Genomic DNA, 23,793 nt, shown 5'->3' with positions numbered 1-23,793 from the left:
GGTTCAGGCAGCAGCGCGTGCCGCCAGGGCCTTGCCAAAGCTGCGCTCCCAGAACGGGGCCACTACGGCGGGCCCGTCGAGCACGCCCAGGCGCTGGAAGGTGTCGGCCACATCCTGGTGGCTCTGCACAATGGTGTCGTTAACGGGGCCCAGGCTGTAGTCGGTGCTGCGGCCGTTGAACAGCTCCACCAGGTCGCCCACCGGCACGCGGGTCTCTGCCGCCTGGGCACGGGCATAGGACAGATAGTTGGCGTTGGCCCAAACGTATGAGCGCTGCAGGCGCAGCAAATAGTCCGTGATGGCTGCGTGGCGCCGTGGGTCGTCCACGGCGCGCGGATTCGCATACACCGGGAAGTTGCCAGACAAATAACCCAGCCCTGTTTTGATGGGGCGGGCACCGTACTGCGTACGTGCAATCTGCCCGTTGTAGCCGTAGATGGCCCAGGCATCCAGATCGCCACGTGCGAAGGCCGAAAGCCCGTCGGCCGGGGTGAGGCTGACGGCCTGGATATCGTTGAACCCGAGTCCTGCTTCGGCCAATTGCTTGCTCAGAAAATAGTGTGCCGTGGTAGCACGCACATAGCCCACGCGCTTGCCCTTGAGATCGGCAATCCGCTGGATGGGCGCATCCTTGCGCGCCAAGGTGACCTGGTTGTTCAGGTCCTCGCGGGTAGCGGCGATGAAGCGCACATTGGCCTTCTGGCGCGCTGCGAAGACTGCCGGAATTTCGCTACCCGAGCCCACATCCAGCGCGTCACCATTGATCGCCTCAATGTGTAGCACGCCGTTGTTGAGCTCACGCCAGTCGATACGGTAAGGCGTGTCAGCCTGTCCGGCGGCTTGCAGCAAGGGCCTCCACAGACCTTTGTAAGTACCGATGCGCAGGGTCACGCCGGAGAGGTCCGCCGTGGAGTTGGCAGCATACGCGCCACCGCCCACAGAAGCCATTGCACCCAATGCAGCGGTTTGCAACCACTGGCGTCGCGACCACCCTGAAAGCGGCGGCACGGTAACGTGGAATCGGGAAGATTGCATGGTAATGAAGGCTTTGCCGCAAGTACGAAGAAGCCTGCAGCGTAAGTCGCAGACGCCGATGTGCCAACGTAGAAAGTCGCACATCGATATGCAAGAAACTTTGTTGTACTGCGTAGGCGCAGCGCTTAACTTCGCCACCATGTCTTCCACTAGCTTGCATCGCTTCGCCGCAGCGTCCACACCATTGGGAAGCGATGCGCTCCCAACGTTGGCGCCGTACACATCGGCACACAACCCCGTGCTGCTCGCACAGCTCTCGGCCCAGTTCGCGGCCGGCGCCGCACACCTGGATGCGAGTGCCGAGTTTCCGCACGACAACTTCGCCACGCTGCAACAGCATGGTTTGGTGGGCTTGCTGGCACCTACTGCGCTGGGTGGAAATGCCTCCACGCTGGGCACTGCACGGAGGGTGATCGCAGCGGTGGCCAAGGGTGAACCGGCTACCGCCCTGGTACTCACCATGACCTATCTACAGCACCTGGCACTGCGCAGCAGCGACTGCCGCTGGCCGACTGCGGTACGCGACCAGGTGCTGCGCGACGGCGTACAAAACGGCGCCCTGATCAACGCCCTGCGTGTCGAACCCGCACTGGGTTCACCGGCGCGCGGTGGCCTGCCGGACACCGTGGGGACAGCCACCGCAACGGGCTGGATACTGAACGGACACAAGCTCTACACCACCGGCATCGCCGGGCTGCGCTGGCTGTCGGTATGGGGCCGCACCGACGAAGCCACGCCACGCGTGGGCAACTTTCTGGTGCCGCGGGATGCGCCCGGCGTGCGCGTGGTGGAGAGCTGGAACCACCTGGGCCTGCGCGCCTCAGGCAGCCATGAGGTGGTCTTTGAAAACGTGCACATTGCACCCGAATTTGCAGTCGATCTGCGGCCGCCGGCCGGTTGGTCTGAAAGCGCGGATCTGGCCAAGCACTATGCCACCCAGCAGGCCTGGATGGGCGTGCTACTGGGAAGCATCTACGACGCGGTAGCCCGGGCGGCATACGACTGGCTGTGCGAATTTCTGCGTACCCGCAGCCCCACCAACCTGGGGGCACCACTGGCCAGCCTGCCGCGCGTGCAGGAGCATGCGGGTGAAATCGCCGCGCTGCTGCACAGCAACCGCGTGCTGCTGGCGCATGCGGGTAGCGAGGTGGACGCAGGGCGCACACCCTCGCCCAGCGACAGCGGCTTGCTGAAGTACACCACTACCAACAACGCCATCCGCGCGGTGGAGATCGCGCTGCAGCTCAGTGGCAACCACGGGCTCACGCGGCACAACCCGCTGGAGCGCCACTACCGCGACGTGCTGTGCGGCCGCGTGCACACACCGCAAAACGACTCCGCGCTGGTGGCCGCCGGCAAATCCGCCTTGCAGGCTACATCCACCTAGATACTTGAAAAGCAAAGCCATCCATGACTCCAAACACCCCACCCCCTCCCACACGCCGACACCTGCTGCAACAAGGCCTGTCCATGGCCGGCCTGCTGGGCCTGGGCGCAACCACCCTGCCCGTACAAGCGGGCAGCACCATAGCCCCCGGCACCACCCTGGTTCTGGGCGACCAGGCCGGCGGTCTGCGCGCCCTGTTCGACGCATCCAAGGCCCTGGAGGGCGCACCCTATAGCTACCGCTGGGCCAACTTCCAGGGTGCGGCACCACTGTTCGAGGCACAGCGCAGCGCGGCGGTAGATACCGCCATTGCAGGTGACTTGCCAGTGCTGGCCGCTGCTGTGGGCCGCACGCCGCTGAAGATAGTTGCTACCCGCGTCGGTCTGCCTGAATCGCTGGGCATCGTGGTGCAGGCAGACTCGCCCATACGCAGCGTGCGCGATCTGCGCGGGCGCAGCGTGGTGGTGTCGTCGGCGCGCGGCAGTATTTCACAGTACCAGCTGTATGGTGCGCTGGAGGAGGCAGGTGTCGGCCGTGAAGAGGTGAATGTGCGCTTTGTGTTGCCGACCGACGCTGCCATAGCCTTTGCTTCCCGTCAGATCGATGCTTGGGCGATTTTTGACCCTTATTACGCAGTCGCCACGCAGCAAGGCGGACGCATCTTGCGCGATGGACGCGGCATTAACTCTGCGCTGGCCTTCATCACCGCCAGCGAGCCTGCATTGGCCGATGCCAACAAGCGCGCCGCAATTGCCGACTTTCTTGCCCGGCTGGGCCGTGCGGGTGAATGGGCCCAGGCCAATGCCGAAGCCTTTGCCCAGGTCTACAGCCAATTGACGCGCTTGCCGCTGGACAATGCGCGTACGATCACAGCGCGCGCGGCGGTCAGCAGCCGGCCGGTCAGCGAAGCCGACGTGGTCGCCTTGCAAAAAGTGGCCGACCGCTCGGCCCGCGACGGTATTCTGCCCACGCGCGTGGACGTCCGCGCCATCACCGATGCCCAGGTGTGGACACGCTGAACTACCCTGCCCTACACCGCCCATGAACACCAACCCCATCGCACCGCTGCGCGAATTTGTGATCGCCTTCGGGCGCTTGCTGGAACGCGAAGCCGACGAACCCCGCATTCTTGAACAAGGCAGTGCACTGCTGCGTACGCTGGTGGCACAAGACGGCTGGCTGCCCGCAGCCTATGCAGAACCCCACCCCACGCACTACCGGCAGTACCTGCTGCACGCGGACTCCACCGAGCGCTTCTCGGTGGTGAGCTTTGTGTGGGGGCCGGGCCAGGCCACACCCGTACATGACCACACAGTGTGGGGCCTGATCGGCATGCTGCGCGGGGCCGAATACAGCCAGCCCTGGCGCCTGCAGGCCGATGGCCGCAGCGTGCCCGACGGTACTGGCATACGGCTGGACCCAGGCCAGATAGAAGTCGTATCACCACGCATAGGCGATATCCACCGCGTGCACAACGTCTACGACGACCGCGTCTCCATCAGCATCCATGTGTATGGCGCCAACATCGGCGCCGTGCAACGCCATACCTATCCCGCCGACGGCGGGCGCAAGCCCTTTGTCTCCGGCTACAGCAATACCACCCTGCCCAATCTCTGGGACCGCTCCTTGGAACTTAGACAAGCATGACCGCCTCTCTATCCTTTTCCGACATCCGCGCGCACTTGCTCGCCCGCCATGAAATCGCCCTGCTCGATGTGCGCGAGGAGGACCCTTTCGCGCAAGAGCATCCACTATGGGCTGCCAATCTGCCCCTGTCCCGCATAGAACTGGAGGCCTGGCGCCGCATTCCGCGCCGCGACACGCTAATCGTGGTCTATGGCACCCATGACGGAGTTGACCTTGCGCCCCTGGCAACCCAACGACTGCAAGCTCTGGGCTATACCCAGGTACATCTGCTGGAGGGCGGACTGGAAGGCTGGCGCACCGCCGGTGGCGAGCTGTTCCGCGACGTCAACGTGCCCAGCAAATCCTTTGGCGAGCTGGTGGAACACGAGCGCCACACGCCGTCACTATCGGCCCAGGAGGTAAAGACCCTTATCGATGCGAAAGCCGACGTGGTGGTGCTGGACGCGCGCCGTTTCGACGAATACCAGACCATGAGCATCCCCACCGCCACCAGCGTACCGGGCGCCGAGCTGGTGCTGCGCGCGCAGGAGCTCGCGCCCGACCCCAAGACACAGATCATCGTCAACTGCGCAGGCCGTACCCGCAGCATCATCGGCACCCAGTCTTTGGTCAACGCCGGTCTGCCCAACCCGATAGCAGCCCTGCGCAACGGCACCATAGGCTGGAAGCTCGCCGGCCAGCAACTGGACCATGGCGCGGCGCGCCAGGCCCCCCCCGTACCCGACGCAACGCACCTCGCTACGGCCCAAGTCCAGGCACGCAGCGTGGCCGAGAAAGCCGGCGTACGGTGGATTGCGCATGACGCGCTGGCTTCGCTGGAAGCACCTGGGCGCACCGTCTACCGCTTTGACGTGCGCACACCGGAAGAATATGCGGCCGGCCACATTCCCGGCTTTGGCAGCACCCCTGGCGGGCAACTGGTGCAGGAGACCGACCACCATGTACCCGTGCGCGGTGCCCGCATTGTTCTAGCGGATAAAGACGGTGTACGCGCTCCCATGAGTGCGTCCTGGCTGGCCCAGATGGGATGGGAGGTCTATGTGTTGGAGAAGCCGGCAAGCTCTCTCTTCGGTGAGCAAGGTGCAGAAGCTGCTACGCACGCACCAGAGCCGAGTACCCCAGAAATCACACCGGCCGTGCTGGCGCAGTGGCTGGACGAAAACCCCAGCTCGGTCGCCTTGCTCAATGTAACCACCAGCGCCAACCACGTTAAAAAGCATATTCCTGGCGCCTGGTTTGTCATCCGTGCGCAACTGGCGCAGGCGCTGGACCGCATTCCTGCGGCGCCGCGCTATGTGCTGACCTGCGGCAGCAGCCTGCTGGCACGCTTTGCCGAACAGGACCTGCGCGCGCTGCTCCAGGAGCGTGGCAGCGACGCCGAAATACATGTGCTGGCGGGTGGCAATGCTGCCTGGTTTGCCGCAGGCCTACCCACGGCAACCGGGGAAGAGCGCCTGGCCGTGCCACGCACCGACCGCTACCGCCGCCCTTATGAAGGCACGGATGCCCCGGCCGAGGCCATGCAGGCCTATCTGGACTGGGAGTTTGGCCTGGTGGCGCAGCTGGGCCGCGACGCCACGCACCATTTCAAGGTAATTTAAGAAAGCAGCACCTTGCCACTGGGTGCTGCTCGCGATGCAACGGACTTCGAAAAATCTTCCTCGGCTCAAGCCGCTTTCAGTCCCGCGCCTTGAATGGCCTCCAGCACGGCCGGCTGCAACCAGCGCTTGAATGCCAGGCCACAGGCCAGTCCCAGGCTGACCCAGAAGCTCAACGCCACCCAGCTGGTAGCCCAGATGAACTGCTTGCCCAGCGTCTCCAAAGCGGCATGCGCCTCGGGGCCGAAGCCAGCCAGGGCGTCGCCTTCCAGTTCGGGCGCGCCCACCACGAAAGGCAAGGCCAGCAGTGCGGCGGCTGCGATCCAGCGCCAGGCACCGCGGCCGAAGCCCAGTACGGCGCACGCCAAAGCGGCACTACCCACCGACAGAACCCACCAGAGCTGACGCGCATGCAAAGGCGCGGCTTCCATGCCCGGTACTTCGGCATGTAAGCCGAGAGAGGGCCAGAGGTTGAAGCTGATGCCACCCGCTGCAGCCACCAGGCAGGCCAGCGGCAACGACGCCAGCTGGGTGCCACGCTGGTACAACCACACACCCATCACCGCAAATACCAGCAAAGCCATGCTGAAGGCGTGCAGCACATTGGCCACCCAGGTCCAGCCAATGCGTTCGGCACCGTTTTCAGGCTCCCATTCCTTGCTTGTACCGTGCTCATGCTCATGTTCGGCCAGAGCCGCCTCGGCATGCGCAGGTGCCGTCAAGGCATCGACAGGCGCCGGTACTTCCGCCTTCTGATCTTCATACACCTCGGCCGCCAGGATCAGCGGCGCGGCCTGCCAGCGCTGAACGCCGGTTTCCACGCTGCCCACCACTAGCGCGACGGCCAAGCCGGCCCATACTAATTTTTGAAAAATCATCTCTTCCCCCGGTATTCAAATGTAGTAGACCCAGGTCATAGCCAGAGCGCACGCCTCCCAAGGCATCCGTGGAACTGGCTTTGCCAGGCCACTGGATGCGCCCCCTGCGTGTCGCATCGGTTTTCTAAACCGATGCGAGGGGGGGTTGGCGAAAACGCGCAGCGTGCAGCCTGGGGGTGAGCCAAATCAATGGCAGGGCTTGACGGTGATGTGGCGCACGTCGTGTGCGGCGTTATGCATCAGCGGGCTTTCGGCGAATGCCACGCCGTAGAGAACCACCATGCCCAGCGCCGCAGCTGCGGCCAGTTGAAGAAGAAGGCTGCGCGCTGCGCTGCGGGTACCGGCTGCGCCGGGTGTCGTGGTGTGGGTGGTTTCGGTCATAGTGCTCTCCATTGAAAAACTTAAAAACAGTAAATACGCATTTACGCCGCCAAGGGCGGTATGCGCGCCAATATGCCGTTCCGCAGGCGCGTGGGCCTGTCATTGCGCAACAGCGTACCGTCAGGTGCTTGGGAGTGCAACTGGGCACAGGCCACAATGTGCTGGGCCGTTTCGGTATCGGCCGCCAAGTCGCCAAAGTAATACAGGTACTTGCCGGCAGCCTGGAAGGTGACGGTGCAGGCACGGTTGCAGCCCGTCATGCATTCCACGCCGCGTATGCGCACCTGGGCCAACTGCGCAGGGTCAACATCCCATGCGGCGATCTGCACGGCTTCAAACAGCGCGGCACCGGGCGCGGGCTGGTCGCGCGGCACATCAGCAGGCCGGCAGGTCGTGCATATGATGACTTCGGTTATCGGTGCGGGTACGGCGTTCAGGTTCGTTTCAGTCATACATCCATCTCATACATAAGCCTGGGCCACCCGGTGTTCGGCGCCCCAGCGTGCCGCCCAGGCGGCACAACGGCCGAGTGCGCGCCGTGGGTCTTCAAAATCCACAATCACGGTGTGCGCCGCACCTTGGGGAGCGGCTGGCTGCTCCAGCGTGCGGCCATCGGTCAGCAGCCATAGCACAGGCTGTCGCGACTTGCACAGCGCGCTTTGTGCTGCGGCCAAGGCCTGCACCAGGGGTGTGCCACCGCCACCGCCACGTTGCCGTACGCGCATGGCACCCGCGGCACGGGCCGGACCGGGTGGCAGCAGCCACTCCACGCCCGCACCACCAAAGCACAGCAAGCCTACATGCTCACCCGCGCGCGCAGCCTGTTCGATCAACTGCGTCGCAAAACCCTTGGCCAGTGCCAGCCGCCCGCCTTGGCGCATGGAACCCGAGGTGTCCAACACGATCAGATGCAGTTGCGGCGGTATGGCCAGCAACGGACGGCGGCGCAAGTGCGCGCGCGACAGCGGCTGGGGCCCCTTGGCCAGCAGAGTAGGCAACCAAGCAATCGTGCCAGTGGTTTGCCCGGCAGGGGCTCCTGCTTGCGCGGGTGATGGATGCAATGTGGGGCTACGCCACCGCCGGCCGCTGCGCCCCGTAGTGGGACTTCGGCCGGGGTGGCTCAGGCTTTTTTTGGCGGCCAGCCCCCCAGGGATGCCACCTGCACGGTAGGCGTAGGCTCGGCCGGCAAGGCACCCCAGTCACCCTCCGGCTGTGGCTGGGCCTGAGCTTGGGAACGGCCGGGCGGCGGCAAACGCGATGCGGCGGGCGCAGGCTCTGACCGCTGCCCCGAGGGCGGTGCACCCAGCGCTTCGCCTCGGCGGTGCGCCAGCGCAAATTCGGCCACCGCATCTACGTCTTGCGCTGTCACGCCACCGCGGCCCTCCAGCGCGGCCAAGGCACGTGCTGCGCGCAGCATCACCAGGTCCGCACGCATGCCGTCCACGCCTGCTTCCATTGCCAACTGGGCGGCTCGTGCCAATACCTCGTCCGGCCAGTCCAGGTTCGGCAACAAGGCACGGGCGGCAGCGACCGTGGCGGACAAACGCTGCAACTCGGCCGCATGGGCTTTCAACAGGGCCTGCGGGTTTTCGTCAAAGGCCAAGCGGATGCGCAAAATGGCTTGGCGCTGCTGCGGGTCTCGCGGATTATCCAGAGCCACCGACAGGCCAAAACGGTCCAGCAGCTGGGGCCGCAACTCACCCTCTTCGGGGTTCATGGTTCCAACCAGCACAAAGCGCGCGGCATGCTGCTGCGAGATGCCGTCACGCTCCACCGTATTCACACCGCTGGCAGCCACGTCCAGCAGTGCATCGACAAGCGCATCGGGCAACAGGTTCACCTCGTCCACATACAGCACACCGTTGTGGGCGCGCGCCACCAGGCCTGGTGCCAGGCGCAGCTGGCCCTGACCCTGGTTACGCAGCACTTCTTCCACGTCCAGCGTGCCCACCAGCTGCTCCAGGCTGGCCGCCAGCGGCAGCGTCACAAACGGTGCTTGCGGCAACATGGCCGCCAGGGCCCGCGCGGCGGTGGACTTGGCCGTGCCGCGCGGGCCGCTGATCAGCACACCTCCTATGCTGGGGTCGATGGCAACCAGCAGCAGCGCGCGCTGCAAAGCCTGCTGGCCCACCAGCGCAGTGAACGGGAATACCGCGCGCTCGGCCGTATCAAGAGGTGTCATGGCATAGGTCTTTCTTCAGATTCTTCCAGCCGGTGCTCCAGCGCCAGCAAATGCTCTTCAATACGCTCGCGGTGTTCACCGGGCTCGGCCCACAGGCCACGCCGCATGGCTTCCAGCAGACGCTCGCCAATGCTGCGCAGAGCCCCGGGGTTGTTCTGCTGCAAAAATTCACGCGTGGCGTCATCGTGCAAATAGGCATCGGCCACCAACGCGTACTGGTGGTCGCCCACCACGCCGGTGGTGGCGTCAAAGGCAAACAGAAAGTCTACGGTGGCGGCGATCTCGAACGCGCCTTTGTAGCCGTGGCGCTTGATGCCGTCCAACCACTTGGGGTTGACCGCCCGCGAACGCACAACCCGCGCCACCTCTTCGCCCAGTGTGCGGATGCGTGGCGCGCCGGGTACGCTGAAATCACCGTGGTACAGCGTAGGCTGCGCCCCTGCCAGCTGCTGCACGGCTACCGCCATGCCGCCCTGGAACTGGTAATAGTCGTCCGAGTCGAGGATGTCATGTTCGCGGTTGTCCTGGTTGTGCAGCACCGTGTCCAGACCCGAAAGCCGCTGCTCAAAAGCAGCCCGCGCGGCTGTGCCATGCGCATCCTGCCCGTAGGCATAGGCACCGGCGCGCAAATAGGCTTGCGCCAGGTCGGCACCGTCTTGCCAGCGGCCGCTGTCCATCAGCTCCTGCAGGCCGGCACCGTAGCCACCGGGGCGCGGGCCAAAGACGCGCCAGCTGGCCTGGCGCTGGGCCTCTTCGGCAGCCATGCCAGCGGCCTCGGCCTCGGCGGCTTCGCGCCGTACCCGGGCGCGGATAGGGTTCACCTCGTCCGGCTCGTCTTCTTCCGAGATAGCCGCTACCGCACGCACGGCGGTGTCGAACAGATCGATCACGTTAGGAAAAGCATCGCGGAAGAAGCCGGACACCCGCAGCGTCACGTCGATGCGCGGCCGGCCCTTGATGCTCATGGGCATCACCTCGACATCCACCACCCGGGTACTGCCCGCCGCCCATTTGGGCCGTACGCCCAGCAGCGCAAACGCCTGGGCAATATCCTCCCCGCCGGTGCGCATGGTGCTGGTCCCCCAGACCGACAGGCCCACCGAAGCGGGGAAGCAGCCATGGTCTTGCAGATGGCGCTCCACCACCCGGTCGGCTGCCGTAGAACCCATGGCATAGGCAGTGGGCGTAGGCACGGCACGCGTATCCACGGCGTAGAAATTACGCCCGGTGGGCAGCACATCGGGCCGCCCGCGCGAGGGTGCACCGCTGGGGCCAGCCGGTATAAAGCGCCCATCCAGGCCGCGCAGCAGCTGCGCAATTTCATTCGGGCCGCAGGCATCCAGGCGCGGGCTCAGCGTGTGATGCAGGCGCTGCATGACGGCGACGGCCAGCGGCCAGGCTTGCGGATCCAGGGCTTGGTCCTCTTCCACCAACTGCTTCGCCAACAACTCCAGCCGTTCGCGTGTGTGGCCGGCGTGGCGCCAGGCCTCGTCGCTGACCTGCTGCAGCAGGACCGGACGCGGGCCAGTCCAGGGTGCTGCCCAATCGGGGCTGAGCACATCAAAACCATGCAGTCCCAGGTCTTGTGCCAAAGCCACCAACAGGCTGCCCTGCCCCACATTCTTGCCACCCGGGAAGCGGGCCAAGGCCACCAACGTGTCGGTGCGCTGGCGGCCTTGCGGCGAGCAGCCCAGGGTGTGCAAGCCGTCACGTATCTGTGACTCCTTGATCTCGCACAAATAAGCGTCCAGCCGCTGCAGCAGGGCTTCACGTTGGGTGTCGTCTGCCGGGCGCTGAAAGCCCAATTCCTCGTGCAGCTTGTGTTCCAGCACACTGTCCAGAATGCTGGTACGCAGCAGCCTGGCGCGGCGCGGGTCCAGTGACAGTGCTTCGTAGTACTCGTCCATCTGCCGCTCCAGCGCCTGCAGCGGGCCGTAGGTTTCAGAGCGGGTCATGGCAGGCATCAAGTGGTCGATGATGACGGCCTGGGTGCGCCGCTTAGCCTGGCTGCCCTCGCCCGGGTCGTTGACGATAAAGGGGTACAGATGCGGCAGCGGGCCCAGGATGGCGTCGGGCCAGCAGGCCGCACCCAAAGCCACGCTTTTGCCGGGCAGCCATTCCAGATTGCCGTGCTTGCCCACGTGCACCACGGCGTCCACCGCATAGGCGCGGCGCAGCCAGAAGTAAAAGGCCAGGTAGTTGTGGGTGGGCACCAGATCGGCATCGTGGTAGCTGGCGACCAGGTCCAGGTCGCGGCCGCGGGCTGGCTGGTTGCCCACAAACACATTGCCGTAACGCTGGCCGGAGACCATGAAGCGGCCGCTGCGCACCATCGGGTCCTGCGCGGGCGAGCCCCATAGCGCATTTACCGCATCCTGGCTGGCGCCCGGCAGCGCATGGAAGTCCGCCAGGTAGTCGGCCATGGCCAAGCTCTGACCGACGGGGCGGTGGTCGTTGGCTTGCACATTGTTGGTCACGCCACGCACCAGCTGCGCCATCAGCGCATTGCCGTCCTGCGGCAAGTCGCCTGTGGCGTAACCGGCATCGCGCAGCGCCTGCAGAATAACCACGGTGGAGGCTGGCGTGTCCAGGCCCACGCCGTTGGCCAGACGAGAGTCGTCGTTAGGGTAATTGGCCAGGATCAGCGCGATACGCTTGTCACTATTCTTTTTATAGCGCAATACGCACCAACGGCGTGCGAGATCGGCAACAAAGGTTATGCGTTCGGGCTCGGGCTGGTAGCGCACCACATCCACTTGGGTGCGTTCGCAGCGCCAGGCCAGCCCCTTGAAGCTGATGGCGCGGGTGCCGATGCGGCCATCCACCTCGGGCAGCACCACCTGCATGGCCAAGTCGCGCGGCGCCAGGCCATGCGGATCGGCCAGCCACTGCTCGTGCGAGCAGCCGGCAGTGATGAGCTGCAGCACCGGCGCATCGCCGGCCAACGGAGCATCGGTCTGTGTATCGTCGCTGCCGTCCAGCGAAGCCAGTGCGAAGCTGGTGGCATTCAACACCACAGCCACCTGGTGCTCGGCGGCCAGCGCCTGCAGAACAGCAAAGCTGGCGGGGTTCTTAAGCGAGTCCACCGCCAAGGCAATTGCATTCAAACCCGCCTCGGCCAGAGCCGCCAGCACGGCATCGAACAGCGCCGTATTGCCGGCCTGCACATGGGCCCGGTAAAACACCAACAGCGCTGTCGGCGCATCTGCATAGTGCGGCAGGGCTTGCGGGGACTGGTAGACCAGGGCGGGTGGCAAGGTCATCGCCGCTGGCGGTCGGGCGCCCCGGCCGAACACCGCGTGGCCGATCAGCGCATAAAAGTTCTGTGCATTTTCCCGCCCGCCTTCGCGCAGGCAGCGCCACAGCTGGCGGCAATCCTCCGCAGATGCCGTACTGCGCAGCAGCAGTTGCGGGTCTTCCGTCCAGTCGCCCGAAAACATTGCCAACCACATGCCGTGCGCACTCTCGAGCGCCACGGCTTGCTCCACCACATAGGCCCAGTCGCTGGGGCTACCTAGGTGGTCGATGACGAGCACGCGCGCATGGCGCAGCACGTCGTCCACGTACAGGTCCATGGACGCGGGCTGGCGCAGCCACATCAGGTTCGCCAGCCGTACCGAGGGGTAGCTGGCATCCAACCCTGCCGCCACATCGGCCAGCAAGGACAAGGTAGTGTCAGCCGCACTCAGCACAACAATGTCGCCTGGCGTCTGCTCCACGCGCACCACGCCCAGCCCGTTATCTTCTACGTGGCCGCCGGGGCGGGTGGACAGCAAATGCATGGTGGCCTGGCCTCGTTGCGCTTCAGGCTTGTTGCAGGGCGGCGGAGATTTCGCTTTGCAGCGCGGCCTGGTCCAGGTGGTCGCCAATCAACACCAGCCGGGTTACACGCATCTCGCTGCCAGACCAAGGCCGGTCAAAGTAGCTGTCGAAACGGCGACCCACACCTTGCACCACCAGGCGCATAGCCGCCCCAGGCAAAGCAACGAAGCCTTTGACGCGGTAAATCTCGTGACGCTCCACCAGGCTGGTCAGTACCGCCAGCAGACGGTTGCGGTCCGTCACCTCCAAGGTGACGGAGACCGAGTCAAAAGCGTCGTGGTCGTGGTCTTCTTCCTCGTCGTGGTGGGTCTTGCGTTGGTCGATCACATCCTCTACCGCGCGCTCCAGGCCCAGCAGTACGTCCATGGGCACCTTACCGTGCGATGCCCGCACCAGCTTCACACCGGCAGGGGCCTCGGCACGGATGGTGGTTTCCACCGCTGCGAGCGCGGCTGCATCCATGCCATCCACCTTGTGCACGATCACTAGGTCGGCGGTGGCCAACTGGTCTTCGAACAATTCGTGCAGCGGTGAATCGTGGTCCAGGTTGTCGTCGGCGCGGCGCTGGGCATCCACGGCCACAGGGTCGTCGGCAAAGTCACCGGCAGCCACGGCGGGCGCATCCACCACGGTGATCACCGCGTCCACGGTGAAGGCATTGCGCAGCGCGGGCCACTGGAAGGCTTGCACCAGGGGCTTGGGCAGGGCCAGGCCGGAAGTCTCAATGACAAGGTAGTCGATCTGGTCGCGGCGCGCGGCCAGCTGCTCCATCACCGGGGCAAATTCTTCTTGTACCGTGCAGCACAGGCAGCCGTTGGCCAGCTCGAACAGCTGGCCGTTTTCGACCCCGTTTTCATCGCAGCCAATGCCACAGCCGCGCAGCAGCTCGCCATCAATGCCCAGCTCGCCAAACTCGTTGACGATGACCGCAATGCGGCGGCCTTGGGCGTTGGTCAGCAGGTTGCGCAGCAGCGTGGTCTTGCCACTGCCCAGAAAGCCGGTGACGATGGTGGCGGGGATCTTGCGGGTTTGCATGGTGCAGTCTTTCAAAACAGAATTCAAAGAATAAGAAGTGCTGTCACGCCGCGTCGGGCTGGTGCAGCAAGGTGTACATCACAAACAGCGCGCCCAGGCTGGCGGTGATGATGCCCACCGGCAGCTCTTGTGGCGCCAGCACGGTGCGGCAGACCACATCGCTGAGCAAGAGCAGCAGCGCGCCCATCAGCACCGCCAGGCCCAGCATGCCACGGTGCAAGGCGCCGGCCAGCGCGCGCGCCAGGTGCGGCACCATCAGGCCCACAAAGCCGATCACGCCCGACACCGCCACAAAGCAGGCAGTGGCAAACGCGCAAACCACAAACACCTGGATGCGCAGGCGCTGCGGGTTGATGCCCAGACTGTGCGCGGTGTTCTCACCGGCCAGCATCGCATCCAGCGCGCCCAGCTTGCGCCAGCAAAAAATCGCCAGCACCAGCAGGCCCACCAAGGGCACAAACAGGTTGTCCCAACGCGCCGAACCCAGGCCCCCCATGGTCCAGAACAGCACCGACTGCGCAGCCCGCTGGTCGCCGAGAAAGGTGAAGTAATAGGTCAGCGCGGTGAACAAGAAGGACACCGACAGGCCCGCCAGAATCATCCGCTCCGGCGTGTGGCTGCGGTAACGGCGTAGCAGCAACAAGACGACGGCCACCGAGGCCATGCCGCCCACAAACGCCGCCAGCGGCAGCGTCCAGATGCCCAGCACCTCGCCAGTCAAGGTGATCACCGCCACGGCACCCGCGGCCGAACCGGAGGACAGGCCGAACAGATACGGGTCGGACAAGTCATTGCGCGTGGCCGTCTGCAGCAAGGCGCCCACTAGTGCCAGGCCGCCACCGACCAGGATGGCCAGCAGCATGCGCGGCAGGCGCAGATCGACCACGATGCGGTCCACCATGCTGTAGCGCGCATCGTCTGCGCCGCTGAGCAACAGGCCCAGGCTATGACCCACCTCAGACAGGCCCACGGGAGTAGACCCAGACACCACCGACACCATGCCTACGCAGACCAGCGCCACCAACAGCAGCGCCACGCGCACCGATGCAGGCCCGCCGGTCAGCCAGCGAGATACAAACGGCATGGTGGTGGAGGTGTTCAACGGGTGGCTGCCTTGGCGATCTTTTCGATGGCGCCGATATTGGCCGGACCGGGCGTCAGCTCTTCATAGCGCAGGGCTACAAAACGCTTGTTCTTTACCGCATCGGTATGCTGCATCAGCGGGTGCTTTTGCAGGAACTGCAGCAGCTTGTCGGCGCCGCCGTCGTTCTGGTAGTCCAGCAGCACCAGGAACTCGGGGTTGCGCGCGGCCACCGACTCCCACGACACCGTGCCCCAGCTGGTTTCCACATCGTCCATCACATTGCGGCCGCCAGCGGCCTCCATCATGGCGGTGGGAATGGCGTACTTACCTGCGGTGAAGGGCTTGTCTTCGCCCGAATCGAACAGGAACATGCGCAGAGGCTGCTTGCCCGCGGCCTTGGGCAGGCGCGCCAGGCGCTGCTTCCAGCCCTCGATCTGGGCCTTGGCTTCTGCCTCTTTGCCGAAGATGGTGCCCAGCTTGAGGTAGTCGCCGTACAGCAGGTCCATGGACGCGCGCGGGCGTGCCTTGTCCACATGGATGCAGCTCTCGGACAACACCAAGGTGGGGATCTTGTACTTCTGCAGCGTGGTCGGCGTGACGTCGCCGCCCACCTTCATGCCGTAGTTCCAGCCGGCAAAAAAGAAGTCGGGGTTGGCGGCCAGGATGTTTTCCAGGGTCGGCTGCTTGGGTGCGATCTCGCGGATGTTGCCCAGCGCCTGTTTGAACTCGGGGCTCATCTTGTACCAGCCGCTGATGCCGCTGACACCCACCATGTTCTTTTGCAGACCCAGCGACAGCGCCATATCGGTCATATTGATGTCGTGGACCAGTGCGGCCTTGGGCGGTGCGGCGAAAGTGAGTTTTTCACCGCAGCTGTCCACCGTCACCGGGAAGGTCTGGGCCTGCACGCCGGCAACCCACAGCGATGCCGCACTCAGCAGCAGATGCACAACAGGGCGGAACTTCCAACGACGCACGGTAAATGCCATGGTTTTTCTTTACTTCAAGGGTTAAACATCAATGTGCCCGCGGCCGGGCATGGGGCCGCGTGGCATGCGGCGACTTGTGTGCGGTTTGCGGCGACTCGAACACCGCAATCTCATGCGTGCGGTGCGGCAGCGGCAGGTAGAACACGTCCATGCCGAAATTGCCCAGCACCAGCTCTTGCGTCAACACCTTGGACGGCAGGTCTTCGGCCACCACCCGGCCCTGGCCCAGCAGCAGCACACGGTGGGCAAAGCCCTGCACCAGGCTCAGCTCGTGCAGGGCCGCGACCACGGTCACGCCCAGCCCGGTCAGCAGGTCCAGCATGTCGGCGCGGGTACGCAGATCGAGGTGGTTGGTGGGCTCGTCCAGCAGCAGGATGCGCGGCTGCTGCGCGATGGCGCGGGCGATGGCGGCGCGTTGCTGCTCGCCGCCCGACAGGCTGCGCATCAGGCGGTCCTGCAACCCGTCCAGCCGGCAGCGCTGCAGTGCGTCGCTGACCACTTGCACGTTTTCATCGCGGCTGGCCTCGGGATACGGCGTGCGGCCCAGGGCCACGTAGTCGCGTACCCGCAGTTGGCCATGAACCTGCTCGTGCTGGTGCACCACCGCCAGCTGGCGCGCGCGCTGCATGCCGGGCATGTGTGCCAGATCCTGGCCGCCGACCAGCACCCGGCCTTCGCTGGGTTGCAGCCGCCCAGCCATCACCTGCAGCAGGCTGGTCTTGCCCGAACCGTTCGGCCCCACCAGCGCGATGTGCGCGCCAAACGGCACGGACACCGAGACCTGGCTCAGCACCGCCGTGCCCTGGCGCTGCAGCGACACGGCCTGCACTTCCAGCAGTGGTTGGGCGGAGAAATTCGGGGTGGTCATGGCTGCAGCAAATGCTCAGTCTTCGATGCCGCGCTGTGCGGGCACGCCGGCCTTGAAATGGTGCTTGATCAGCGTCATCTCGGTCACGGTGTCGGCCAGCTCGACCAGCTCGGCGGGTGCGCCGCGGCCGGTCAGCACCACGTGTACATGGGGCGGACGTTCGCGCAGGCAGGCCAACACCGGCTCCAGTGCGATCCAGCCGTAGCGCAGCGGGTACATGATTTCGTCCAGCACCACCATGAAATGTTCGCCGGCGCGCACCGTGGCCTCGGCCTGGGCCCAGCCGGCCTGGGCCAGCTCGGCCGAATGGTCCAGGTCGCGGCTCTTCCAGCTGAAGCCGTCGCCCAGGCCGACGATGGGAATGCCGAGCTGTTCGAACAAGCGGTGCTCGCCAAAACGCGCGGTCGGCACCTTCATGAACTGGTAGACCTTGACCGTCTTGCCGCGGCCATGGGCGCGCAGGGCCAAGCCGAAGGCGGCCGTGCTCTTGCCCTTGCCGGTGCCGGTGTGGACGATGACCAGGCCGCGCCGTTCGCCCTGGGGCTTGGGGGTGTCGCGCAGCAGCGGGGGAGATTCGATTTCCATGGGATTGTCCTTGTGAAGAGTCAGCCGGGCGCAAACAGCTGCGCCACGGCGCCGGGGTGGGACGGAAAGTACAGGTGCATGAACGAGGCATGCAGGCGACGGCTGCGGTACACCGGCTCGGCATGGCTGCGTTCACGCTGCGGCGCGGTGAAGGCTAAGGCGGGCAGCGTACTGTCCATGCGCGCGTGGTGGAAGCTGTGGCCGCGCAGACGGCCCTCGGGCAACTGCACTGCGTGCATGCCCAGGTTCACGAAGCGCTTTTGCAAGGCACCGGTGCCGGGCAGCAGGCCCCACATGGGCACCGGCACACCATCGTGGCCGGCCAGGCTGTCCAGCAGCGCCAGCATGCCGCCGCATTCGGCGACGATGGATTTGCCCTGCGCGTGGTGGCTACGAATAGCCTCGCGCATCCCAGTGTTGGCCTGCAGGGTATGCAGGTGCAGCTCGGGGTAGCCGCCGGGCAGGTACAGGCTGTGCGCATCGGGCAAGGCGGCATCGGCCAGCGGCGAAAAGAACACCAGCTCGGCACCCAGCGCACGCAGGCAGTCCAGATTGGCTGCATACAAGAAAGAAAAGGCCGCGTCGCGCGCCACCGCGATGCGCACACCGGCCAGCAGCGGCGGTAACGGCTCGGCGACCACCGGCTCGAAACGCACCGGGCTGGCCATACCCTCGACGCTGGGGCCGATGGCCTGGGCGGCTTGGGCAATGCGCTCGTCCAGCTGCGCGACTTCAGACGCTTGCACCAAACCCAGGTGGCGCTCGGGCAGGCTGTAGCTGGCAGAGCGGGGCATGGCACCGAACCAGCGCAGGCCGGCGGGCAGGCTGTCTTTCAGCATCTGGGCGTGGCTGTCGCTACCGACGCGGTTGGCCAGCACGCCGGCAAACTGCAGGCCGGGGCGGTAGCTGCACAGGCCATGGGCCACGGCGCCAAAGGTCTGCGCCATGGACGATCCATCGATCACCGCCAGCACCGGCAAGCCCAGCGCCTGGGCCAGGTCGGCGCTGCTGGGCGTGCCGTCGAACAAGCCCATCACGCCTTCCACCAGGATCACATCGGACTCGGCCGCTGCCGCATGCAGCAGCGCCCGGCACCCGGCCTCGCCCACCATCCACAGGTCCAGCTGGTAAACAGGGTGGCCGCTGGCGCGCTCCAGCACCATCGGGTCCAGAAAGTCGGGGCCGGTCTTGAACACGCGCACACGCCGGCCCTGGCTGCGGTGCCAGGCGGCCAAAGCGGCCGTGACCGTGGTCTTGCCCTGGCCGGAGGCCGGGGCGGACACCAGCAGTGCATCGCACACTTTAGGCATCAAATTGCCCACCAGCGCATATTCCAGCTGCGCGAGCAGCTATAAATTTGGTAGTACATGGTTCAGCCCCACACGCCCGCCGCGCGACAAGATGGATCGGTGTGACCCGGGGGCAAAGAGATCAGAAGGCGCAGGCGCAGACGGAGCAATGTCCGGCACGCCATGGAGCCCGCTGACACCCGCCCACCGCAAGGTCACGCTTGTGCTAACAGGCCGGTATCCGGGCTCACGAGGGAAAAGGGGGACTTTTCTGCGGGGCCACCTTCCCATGCATTGGATGCACAGTGGCAGATAAGGCCGCGCTTTGGCTCGCTTACCGTTGCGGGGGCAGCGTCGGCATCGCACCGACTTCCCGTTTAATCCTCCAAACCCAAAAACATATCCAAGGGCTGAAAGACACCTATCAACAGGCCCGAAGTGTAGCAGTTGACCATTCAGAGGGCGCCGCCCGGCGGCACTGAGTTCAAGCACTAGGAAGATGCACTACGCTGTGTCTTTTACGGATGGTCCCCAAAATGCTTCCCGCTTAAACACCATCGCCTGGACGCCTCAGCGAATGCAATGCACATGCACGCGGCACTCGTAAATCTTTTGAAATCAATAGCTTACAAGTCTATTCAACAAGCAGTCACACGCCTTACGGTAAGTCTCAACTCCTAAAATAGGTTTTCGCCAATGGAAACCCAACTCCATGCAACCCATGCCAATGCTGTCCGCTGCGCATAGTTCCCCCAAGGCCATTACTGAACTTTTCACGGAATTCAGTAAGCAATTACTGGAATTGCACGGCCTGCCCCGTCAGCGCCGCCTGGACCGATTAATACCCGATGCCGTTCAGGCCGTACGGTCGCTGTTGCCGCTACGCTCCGCCTGGTGGGGAGAATGCTCCGCAGGCGACACCAGCAGCAGCTCCTTCAACTGGCAACACGGCAGCCTGGGGCTGCCGGCCACTTTCGCGCAGGAATGGAATGCGGTCAGTGGTAGCGACACGTTTGCCCAAGCTTCCATCGATGCCTTGGGCCAAGTGTTCAGAGACAGTGGCTACGCATTGGATACCGAGGAGGTGGAGCAGTTTGCCCGCCGCCACAAGCTCTTTCACGCCATGGCGATCACCATGGGACTGCATGACAGCAAAATGCGGTTTTTCGTGTCCATCTATCGCGGGGAAAACGATCCTCCATTCACCGATCTAGAAGCCGTTATGTTTGGCGAATTCTGCCGACATTTACAGCAAATTTGGTGGGAAACCCTGCAGCATACGGTTCAACGTGCATCCTTGGCCGGACTGGAGGGGATGGCCCTCTGTGAGATCTCGGGGCTCCTGGTGCATATCGGCACCGACATGGCCAAGACGATCCGTAAGCGATTTCCTTCGTGGTCCGGCTCCATACTGCCAGAGGCCTTGCATCCGCAACTATCCGAGGCTCCATGCAAACTGCAATGGGGACGCTCCAGCATCAGCTTCACGCGCTGCGGAGAGCTCGTGGCCCTGCTGCTGAATTCAACTTTGCTGCATGACAGTCTGGCCCCGCGAGAGCGGGCAGTGGCCGTGTTGTATGCCAGCGGCCACTCCTACAAGATGATCGCGCGCCGCCTGGATCTGAGCCCGGCGACGGTGCGAACCTATCTGCGTGATGCGTACCTGCAGCTCGGCGTACGCAACAAGATCGAACTGGGCAAGTTACTCGGCCACCAGCCAGCCTCCTCATCTACTTGACGATGCCCCTCTGCATCTGCGGAGGGGCGTTTCGTTAACCAGCCAGATACATTGGCCCAGGAAGTTGTGCACCTCCGCAAACCATACGGAGGTTGCAGTCAAAACAACTTTTCAATAATCACATAAAGGAAGAGCCATGCTGACAGCGCGGAGGGTGCGTGCGCGCGCCTTGTGGGTAGGATTCATTGTGCTGACGACAGCCACAGCCTTGGTGGTCGGGTGTGGAGGGTCAGACCCTGAACCCGCAGACACCGTTTTCAACCATGGCTATGTCTACACGGTGGACGCGTCGAACTCGGTCAAGCAAGCCGTTGCCATCCGCAAAGGACTGGTGGTCTATACCGGCACAGATGATGGTGCAAAGAAGTTCATAGGTAGCAACACCAAAGTAATTGACCTGGGGGGCCGCATGCTGATGCCCGGCTTTGTCGATGGCCACTTGCATCCCATTGGCGGAGGACGTGCACTGCTCTTATGCAACCTGAACTACGCTACATTGACGCGTGACCAGATGCGCGCACAGATCCAGGCTTGTCTGGACGCTTCGGCCGGCAAAGAACCTGATACCTGGCTGGAGGTGGTCAATTGGGCGCGCCAAGCCACGCAGGCCGTTGATGCCGATCCAGACAAGTCCACCCTGGACGCACTCTCCACAAGCCGGCCCATCCTGGTACGCTCTTCAGACTTCCATTCCGTGCTGGCCAACTCGCGCGCTCTGGCTTTGGCCGGAGTCAGCAAGACCACACCAGACCCTGCAGGCGGATCGTATGCGCGGGACGCGCAAGGTAACCCAACGGGCATCTGCGAAGACACCGCCAGCTTCGCCGTGGCGGCGCTGATTCCGCCCGATTCCGACGCCGATATCCTCGCACAAGGCCGTGCTGCACTAGACGCAATGCGCCGCCAAGGTGTGACGACCTTCATGGATGCTGCAGCAGGTGCCACGCAGGGCAAAACCTTCGGCACCTTGCAAAAAAACGGCGAACTTACCGCACGCGGATTCTTCGCCATCCAGCTGAGCGTTGACGACGCCAAAGCAGACCCAGTAGCCACTGTAGCTGCGGCCAAGGCCCTGGCTGCACAGTACGACCAAGGACCATCCACGGCAGCGCCTGGCATCAACTTTCACAACCTGAAGATGTTCGGGGATGGTGTGGTCAATGCGCCAGCCGACACGGGAGGCCTGCTGACGCCGTACAACATGAATATAGGCACCGCGAATGCGCCAAACTGGGTACCAAGCACCAACTCTGGCAGAGTGTATTTTGCGCCTGAGGTGTTCAAGCCGCTGATGGCGGAAATCGCAAAGTCTGGAATGGATCCTCACATCCATGCCACAGGCGAACGTACCGTGCGTGAGACATTGGATGCCATTGAGTATGCGCGCCAGAAGGTACCCAATACGGACTTCCGCCCCGTAATTGCACACAACGAAACAGTCGATACGGCGGACTATGGTCGCTACAAAGCACTGGGCGTGATGGCGTCATTCTCGTTCCAGTGGGCACAGCAAGCCCCCTACTCCGTCGGTGAAACCGAGAACCACCTAGGCGCCGATCGTTTCGCCCGCATGGAGCCCTTTGGCAGCCTGCATAACGCAGGCGCCCGGGTGGGCTACGGCAGCGACTGGCCCATCGATCCTTTCGATGAAATGCTGGCTTTGAAAATTGGTGTCACGCGATCCGGCGACCCCACGAGCCCGAACAGCTTTGGCCCCGATCTGGCCGGCAAGATCAACAACGACCCGGCGCTATCACGCCAGGATGCATTGCGCGCCATTACGATGAATTCTGCCTACCAGCTCCGCATGGAAGACAAAATCGGCTCTATCGAAGTGGGCAAGTACGCAGATTTGATCGTGCTCGACCAAAACTTCATGCAGGTACCTGAGGACGAACTTGCACGCAACAAAGTGCTGATGACCATGGTGGGCGGATCGGTCGTGTGGGCGCTGGATCCGTTCATCAGCGCATCCAGCACGGTGGCAAAGTCCTCGGCTTTAAAAGCGCAAAGTCTGAATCTTCATGCATCTGTCGGGCACGAAGCATCGCTGCCGAAACATGTCATGGGCTGGGAGGTGCTACGTACCCTGAAACAGAGAATCAATTGACCCGCAGCCCGGCTTGCACCGCTTGCTTCAGCGCCACGCCGATCACGTCCAGGAACGACGAACGCATACGCCAGCGGTGCCAGTACAGGGCCACATCCAGGTGCTGGCCGGGCAAGATGTCGATCAAGGTACCTGCAGCAATACCCTCGGCCACCAAGGCTTCAGGCGCTAGTCCCCAGCCCAGGCCGCGCGCCACCGCATGCACAAATCCGTGCACCGAGGGGATGAAATGCGTGGGCGACAGCTGGGCGGTGTTCGCCAGTTGGGCGATGAACAGGTCGTGCAGCCTGTCCTTGCGGTTGAAGCCCAGCATGGGCGCGTGGTGCAGCGCCTCCTCGCGGTCGGCGGTGGCGAAATAGCTTTGTGCAAACCTGGGCGATGCTACGGCCAGGTAGCGCATCACACCCAGGGGCTCAGCCGTGCAGCCGTAGGTCGGGTCGGGGCTGGAGCTGACGGCGCCCATCACCGTGCCCTCACGCAGCAACACGGCCGAGTGGTCCTGGTCCTCCACGCGGATATCCAGGCACATCTGCACGCCGGGCGGCAGCACATCGAACACCGACAGGAACCAGGTCTCCAGTGAATCCACGTTCACCGCAATCGGCACGCGCTGCATGGCCGCGCCCAGCATTTCGGGGGCACCCACCTCGCTGAGCATCTCGGCCTCCAGCATGGACACCTGCTCGGCAAACCGGGCCAGCACCATGCCCGCGCTGGTCGCCTGGGTGGGCGTGGAACGCTGCAGCAACACCTGGCCCAGATGCTCCTCCAGCAGCTTGACGCGCTGGCTGATGGCCGAGGGCGTGACATGCAGGCGCTTGGCCGCCGCCTCGAAGCTGCCCTCGCGCAGCACCATCGCAAAAGCCGCCAGATGCGCGTTGTCTATTTTCATAATTTAGAAATACTAAACCAACGTTAAAAAAATTAGTTTTATTTCTTTTTCAAAGCCCACTAACCTGCGGCTCCCTGACAACACAGGGTGATTTCCCAGAGCGGGGAAAACCCTAGATCCGTATCCTTACCGAGATCCACGATGAAAAAACTGCTTCTTTCGATTGCCATCGGCACCATTAGCCTGAGCGCCCTGTCACAAGGTAAAGACCTCAAAGTCGCCATCGACCCCACCTACGAGCCCTTCACCTTCAAGACCGCCGACGGCAAGCCC

General features: G+C 64.0%; 20 protein-coding genes and 1 riboswitch. Of the genes, 6 read left to right on the top strand and 14 right to left on the bottom strand.

The genetic code is table 11. The annotated features are described in order from the left end of the window. Nucleotides 1-3 precede the first annotated feature (3 nt). Nucleotides 4-1,008, bottom strand: a complete 1,005-nt coding sequence (locus AC07VY_RS16285) for an ABC transporter substrate-binding protein (RefSeq protein WP_495098452.1) — start codon at nucleotides 1,006-1,008, stop codon at nucleotides 4-6. 166 nt (nucleotides 1,009-1,174) lie between these two features. On the opposite strand from AC07VY_RS16285, the gene AC07VY_RS16280 reads away from it, so the two are divergent. From AC07VY_RS16280 to AC07VY_RS16265, 4 genes are read left to right on the top strand one after another with little or no spacing between them, the layout of a single operon-like run. Continuing rightward, the gene (locus tag AC07VY_RS16280) at nucleotides 1,175-2,422 is read left to right on the top strand and encodes an acyl-CoA dehydrogenase family protein (RefSeq protein ID WP_495098347.1); all 1,248 of its coding nucleotides are present in this window, start codon (nucleotides 1,175-1,177) and stop codon (nucleotides 2,420-2,422) included. Between the two features lie 23 nt (nucleotides 2,423-2,445). Continuing rightward, the gene (locus AC07VY_RS16275) at nucleotides 2,446-3,441 is read left to right on the top strand and encodes an ABC transporter substrate-binding protein (protein WP_495098346.1); all 996 of its coding nucleotides are present in this window, start codon (nucleotides 2,446-2,448) and stop codon (nucleotides 3,439-3,441) included. Nucleotides 3,442-3,463: 22 nt separating this feature from the next. Continuing rightward, nucleotides 3,464-4,069 (top strand): cysteine dioxygenase family protein, encoded by a 606-nt coding sequence (locus AC07VY_RS16270; RefSeq protein WP_495098345.1) that lies wholly within the window; start codon nucleotides 3,464-3,466, stop codon nucleotides 4,067-4,069. Further along, nucleotides 4,066-5,670, top strand: a complete 1,605-nt coding sequence (locus tag AC07VY_RS16265) for a rhodanese-related sulfurtransferase (protein WP_495098344.1) — start codon at nucleotides 4,066-4,068, stop codon at nucleotides 5,668-5,670. The genes AC07VY_RS16270 and AC07VY_RS16265 overlap by 4 nt, the downstream gene beginning before the upstream one ends. 65 nt (nucleotides 5,671-5,735) lie before the next feature. On the opposite strand, the gene AC07VY_RS16260 is transcribed toward AC07VY_RS16265, so the two are convergent. The 12 genes from AC07VY_RS16260 to AC07VY_RS16205 all read right to left on the bottom strand — a co-directional run bounded on the left by AC07VY_RS16260 (nucleotide 5,736) and on the right by AC07VY_RS16205 (nucleotide 18,801). Then, complete coding sequence (locus AC07VY_RS16260; RefSeq protein WP_495098343.1) at nucleotides 5,736-6,545, bottom strand: CbtA family protein; 810 nt, start codon at nucleotides 6,543-6,545, stop codon at nucleotides 5,736-5,738. A gap of 186 nt (nucleotides 6,546-6,731) precedes the next feature. Next, nucleotides 6,732-6,926 (bottom strand): CbtB domain-containing protein, encoded by a 195-nt coding sequence (locus AC07VY_RS16255; RefSeq protein WP_495098342.1) that lies wholly within the window; start codon nucleotides 6,924-6,926, stop codon nucleotides 6,732-6,734. 41 nt (nucleotides 6,927-6,967) lie between these two features. Continuing rightward, nucleotides 6,968-7,378 carry a DUF1636 family protein gene (locus AC07VY_RS16250; protein WP_495098341.1) on the bottom strand — a complete coding sequence of 137 codons (411 nt, stop codon included), beginning with the start codon at nucleotides 7,376-7,378 and terminating at the stop codon, nucleotides 6,968-6,970. Between the two features lie 9 nt (nucleotides 7,379-7,387). Then, nucleotides 7,388-7,924, bottom strand: a complete 537-nt coding sequence (locus AC07VY_RS16245; protein ID WP_495098340.1) for a vWA domain-containing protein — start codon at nucleotides 7,922-7,924, stop codon at nucleotides 7,388-7,390. 122 nt (nucleotides 7,925-8,046) lie between these two features. Beyond that, on the bottom strand, nucleotides 8,047-9,108 hold the full coding sequence (locus AC07VY_RS16240) for a magnesium chelatase ATPase subunit I (RefSeq protein WP_495098339.1): 1,062 nt from the start codon (nucleotides 9,106-9,108) through the stop codon (nucleotides 8,047-8,049). Next, on the bottom strand, nucleotides 9,105-12,890 hold the full coding sequence (gene cobN, locus AC07VY_RS16235) for a cobaltochelatase subunit CobN (protein WP_495098338.1): 3,786 nt from the start codon (nucleotides 12,888-12,890) through the stop codon (nucleotides 9,105-9,107). Before cobN ends, AC07VY_RS16240 begins: the two co-directional genes overlap by 4 nt. 22 nt (nucleotides 12,891-12,912) lie before the next feature. Further along, the gene (gene cobW / locus AC07VY_RS16230) at nucleotides 12,913-13,965 is read right to left on the bottom strand and encodes a cobalamin biosynthesis protein CobW (RefSeq protein ID WP_495098337.1); all 1,053 of its coding nucleotides are present in this window, start codon (nucleotides 13,963-13,965) and stop codon (nucleotides 12,913-12,915) included. Between the two features lie 43 nt (nucleotides 13,966-14,008). Further along, the gene (locus AC07VY_RS16225; RefSeq protein ID WP_495098336.1) at nucleotides 14,009-15,049 is read right to left on the bottom strand and encodes a FecCD family ABC transporter permease; all 1,041 of its coding nucleotides are present in this window, start codon (nucleotides 15,047-15,049) and stop codon (nucleotides 14,009-14,011) included. Nucleotides 15,050-15,063: 14 nt separating this feature from the next. Further along, entirely contained in the window at nucleotides 15,064-16,038 is a 975-nt protein-coding gene (locus AC07VY_RS16220) for an ABC transporter substrate-binding protein (protein WP_495098335.1), read from the bottom strand. A gap of 28 nt (nucleotides 16,039-16,066) precedes the next feature. After that, complete coding sequence (locus tag AC07VY_RS16215; RefSeq protein ID WP_495098334.1) at nucleotides 16,067-16,906, bottom strand: ABC transporter ATP-binding protein; 840 nt, start codon at nucleotides 16,904-16,906, stop codon at nucleotides 16,067-16,069. Between the two features lie 15 nt (nucleotides 16,907-16,921). Then, on the bottom strand, nucleotides 16,922-17,491 hold the full coding sequence (cobO, locus tag AC07VY_RS16210) for a cob(I)yrinic acid a,c-diamide adenosyltransferase (RefSeq protein ID WP_116604232.1): 570 nt from the start codon (nucleotides 17,489-17,491) through the stop codon (nucleotides 16,922-16,924). A 20-nt stretch (nucleotides 17,492-17,511) separates the two neighbouring features. Further along, on the bottom strand, nucleotides 17,512-18,801 hold the full coding sequence (locus tag AC07VY_RS16205; protein WP_495098333.1) for a cobyrinic acid a,c-diamide synthase CobB: 1,290 nt from the start codon (nucleotides 18,799-18,801) through the stop codon (nucleotides 17,512-17,514). A 194-nt stretch (nucleotides 18,802-18,995) separates the two neighbouring features. Then, nucleotides 18,996-19,217: riboswitch (cobalamin riboswitch) on the bottom strand. A gap of 284 nt (nucleotides 19,218-19,501) precedes the next feature. Here AC07VY_RS16205 and AC07VY_RS16200 point away from each other — a divergent pair. Then, nucleotides 19,502-20,518 (top strand): helix-turn-helix transcriptional regulator, encoded by a 1,017-nt coding sequence (locus AC07VY_RS16200; RefSeq protein ID WP_495119491.1) that lies wholly within the window; start codon nucleotides 19,502-19,504, stop codon nucleotides 20,516-20,518. Between the two features lie 136 nt (nucleotides 20,519-20,654). Then, nucleotides 20,655-22,628, top strand: a complete 1,974-nt coding sequence (locus AC07VY_RS16195; RefSeq protein WP_495098331.1) for an amidohydrolase — start codon at nucleotides 20,655-20,657, stop codon at nucleotides 22,626-22,628. Here AC07VY_RS16195 and AC07VY_RS16190 read toward each other — a convergent pair. Continuing rightward, the gene (locus tag AC07VY_RS16190; RefSeq protein ID WP_495098330.1) at nucleotides 22,621-23,520 is read right to left on the bottom strand and encodes a LysR family transcriptional regulator ArgP; all 900 of its coding nucleotides are present in this window, start codon (nucleotides 23,518-23,520) and stop codon (nucleotides 22,621-22,623) included. The genes AC07VY_RS16195 and AC07VY_RS16190 overlap by 8 nt on opposite strands. Nucleotides 23,521-23,793: the final 273 nt, after the last annotated feature.

Source organism: Rhodoferax sp. GW821-FHT02C08 (assembly GCF_059421805.1).
The sequence above is the reverse complement of the archived record's forward strand: the minus strand, read 5'-3'. Positions and strand labels throughout refer to the sequence as shown.